At 56.7% G+C, this 2,931-nt stretch carries 2 protein-coding genes; both read right to left on the bottom strand.

All coding sequences use genetic code 11. The features are described from left to right. Positions 1-51 precede the first annotated feature (51 nt). Positions 52-1,356: a glycoside hydrolase gene (locus tag H5U08_RS14530; RefSeq protein ID WP_366494645.1), complete on the bottom strand. Its 1,305-nt coding sequence runs from the start codon at positions 1,354-1,356 to the stop codon at positions 52-54. A 78-nt stretch (positions 1,357-1,434) separates the two neighbouring features. Next, a partial coding sequence (locus H5U08_RS14525) for a sulfatase-like hydrolase/transferase (RefSeq protein WP_297034564.1) occupies positions 1,435-2,931 on the bottom strand: 1,497 nt, incomplete at its 5' end.

Below are 2,931 nucleotides of genomic sequence, written 5' to 3'. Positions count from 1 at the left end.
CGCAATCACTCGTCGCGGGCATGCGGGGACTGTTATAGCGGGGGGCTTGCCCTATTCGGGTTGCTTGAGTTCTTCACGGCAGGCACGTGCCCGCTCGGCTCTAGCAGCCGGATTGAGCGTCCGCGAAAAGTACACCTCTGGTCCCCAAAACATGTCGGTTTCTTTCATCCAGCGGTTATGCACGTCCTGGCTCAGATCGCAATCGAAGCGGGCAAGAATCGAATGGTTCTTTTCTCGACCGCCAATCCCGGTAATATGACACAGCCCCCAGGTGATCCCGCGTCCATCCCGGGTGTTCATGAAAGCGTCGGGAACATACGGCCCTGCCGCGACCGGCATAAAACTGGACACGGCGACAATGTGGAAATTGACTCCATCTGGGGCGAATTGAATGGTATTGTGCTCAAGCCCATTGCGGATCACGAGGGCTGCGATTCCCTCTCGAAACGGAAACAGTGTCGTCTCGTGCCCCGAGTTGAGAACAGGGTTAAGGGGATGCTTGACGAACGGCCCAAGTGGATCGTCCGCAATCGCCAGTCCCTGAGCAATGACGCGGGGGCTTTTATCGTTAAAAGACGCTTTGTAATAAAGATAGATTTTGCCCCGGTAAACAAGGGGATAGGGGTCGTGAATCGAATACTGGTCCCATTCCCCGGGGGCTCCATTCGGGACAATGATTCGCTCGGTAGGACGCCACGGACCGTCGGGCGAATCGGCTACGGCAGCGGAAACCGCACAGTCATCTCCTCGCAGTCCCGGCATCTGAACGTAGGCCTGATAATAGAGGTAGTACTTCCCCTTCCAGACGAGGATGTCAGGCGTGCTCACCGACCGCCAGCCGGGAACCGGTTTAGAAGCACGGGGGACGGCGACTCCTTGCTCATGCCACACGAATCCATCTTCGCTCGTGGCATACCAGATTTCCGCCAGATCCCAATCATAGGAGGGAATGGTTTCGCTGGCCATGTCCGGACCGCGGGGTGGCGTCGGTGTATGCCGACGGGTGTACCAGACATAGTACTTCCCATTGGCACGAATGATTTTCGAGGGATCCCGTCGGGAGATGGTTCCGTCGCCGTCGTGATAGTCGAAACCCTCCAGGGGCGAAAACCGAAAGCTGGAATAGAGTTCATTGGCCTCCGGAGTTGGGGCCGGGTAGTTGCTGTAGAGCCGATTCATCGCCTCGCTGAGAGGACGGTTGGGCTTCTTCTCTGGAAAGATGTAAGGAAAGGCCCCTGTTTCGGCTCCTGTCGCCACATCAATCGGCGTCGCCATCAGGCACGATATCGCCAGAGTTGAAAGGACCTTTTTCATCGCGCGGGCAGCAGTCGTGGGTTTCAGCGGGGTTTGGCACATTCGACAAACTCCTCACGAACGGAAATTGGGAACGTTTTTGGATTCTCCCTGGAAAGCCCGTTTGGAGCCCAAATTCGCTCAGCGAGCTTCTGCACCGGAGACGGGAGGAACATGCTCCAGCACGAGAATCCCATCATCCGCACCCGGCGCAAATGTACTAACAGCCACAGGTTTGGGTGGCGCGGCTCCCCAGGCCACCTCCACGCGTCGATCGCCGAGAACGATGTCCTGAAGCTTTTTCCGCAAAGTATCGACCACCGGCCGATAAGCGGGTTCAAAAGCCAGATTCTTTCTCTGCCTGGGGTCGACTCGCAAGTCGAAAAGGACCGGTTCGACGGCCTCAAGCGGCGCATCGACCGCCCAGCGAATATCTTTTCCAACCGTCTGCGGGGTCACTTCGTTGGAAAGTCGAGGTCGTATCCTCATGGCGAAAGTGAATTCGCGAGTGCGGATGACGGCGCGGGGGCCAATGACCCAAGTAGGCTCCGCAATGATGTAATCGCGCGGCCGCACTATTCCTGCTGCGACCTGGGCAAGGTCCCGCCCATCCAGATACTGGTAGCGCGGATCACTGATATCGATCCCCGCAGCGGCTAGAAATGTCGGGGCGATGTCCACAAACCCGACAAGGTCTGTCACCACCTTTCCCGGTGGAAAGCGTTTTTGATCGGATGATGCGACGATGATGGGGTTATTGAGATCTTCGTCGTAGTGGCAGAACTTGCTGATCATTCCATGGTCGTTAAGTTTCCAGCCGTTGTCCCCACACACATAAAGAATGAGCCAGGGTCGCTTTGTTTTCTCCGCGAAATGGAGGAATCCATCCACCAGCCGACCGATCAGCGAATCGCCATACGCGCAGTAGGCGTAATAGTCGCGGACCATTTGCTGTTTCTCCGCGGCGGTGAAATGATCGCTTCCCCAGTTGTTGAAAAATTTCACGATTTGGGGTGGAAACCCTGCGAACTCCTCCCTGGTGAATACGGGAATTTCATAGTGTTTATCGGCGAACCGTTCGCGGAAACTGGCCGGGGGAAGCACCGGAGTGTGGGGAAATTCGAAGCCGACGTGGATAAACACCGGTCGCTCTGGGTCGGGGCCTTGCTGCGATCGCCCCAGCAGGTCGGTATAGGATCGTCCTGCGTGGTCTAGATATTCGAGAAGAGCCCGCACGAAAGAGGCATCTCTGGTACGGTCCGGCGGCTGGGGATTGACACCTCCCAAAACTTCTCCCAGCGACGCTGGCCGGTTGGATTTCTGCCCCGGTGGCGGATAATAGCGAAAAATGTCCAATCGCTGTCGAAGAGCGTCCGCGTCATTGGGTGTGGCATCTGGCGATTCTGGCCACACGAGCTGAGATCCATCAGGAAACAAGAATATTTCTGTTCGTGGGCCCGGCTTGCCTTTTACCCATTTCGCCGACTGATACCAGTCCACGAGACCGCCGGCGAAAAACTCTTTGCGATATCCAAGGTCCATTTCGTAGAGGCGCGGACCGTCGCCACGGTTCTGTCTGGAGAATCGTTGATCACGGATGCCCAATTTTCCTACCGTGATCGTTTGGTAACCCGCCTC

The organism is Thermogutta sp. (assembly GCF_014359955.1).
Taxonomy (GTDB): Bacteria; Planctomycetota; Planctomycetia; order Pirellulales; family Thermoguttaceae; genus Thermogutta.
Note: the sequence above shows the minus strand (reverse complement) of the source record. Positions and strands in the feature narration are given on the sequence as shown.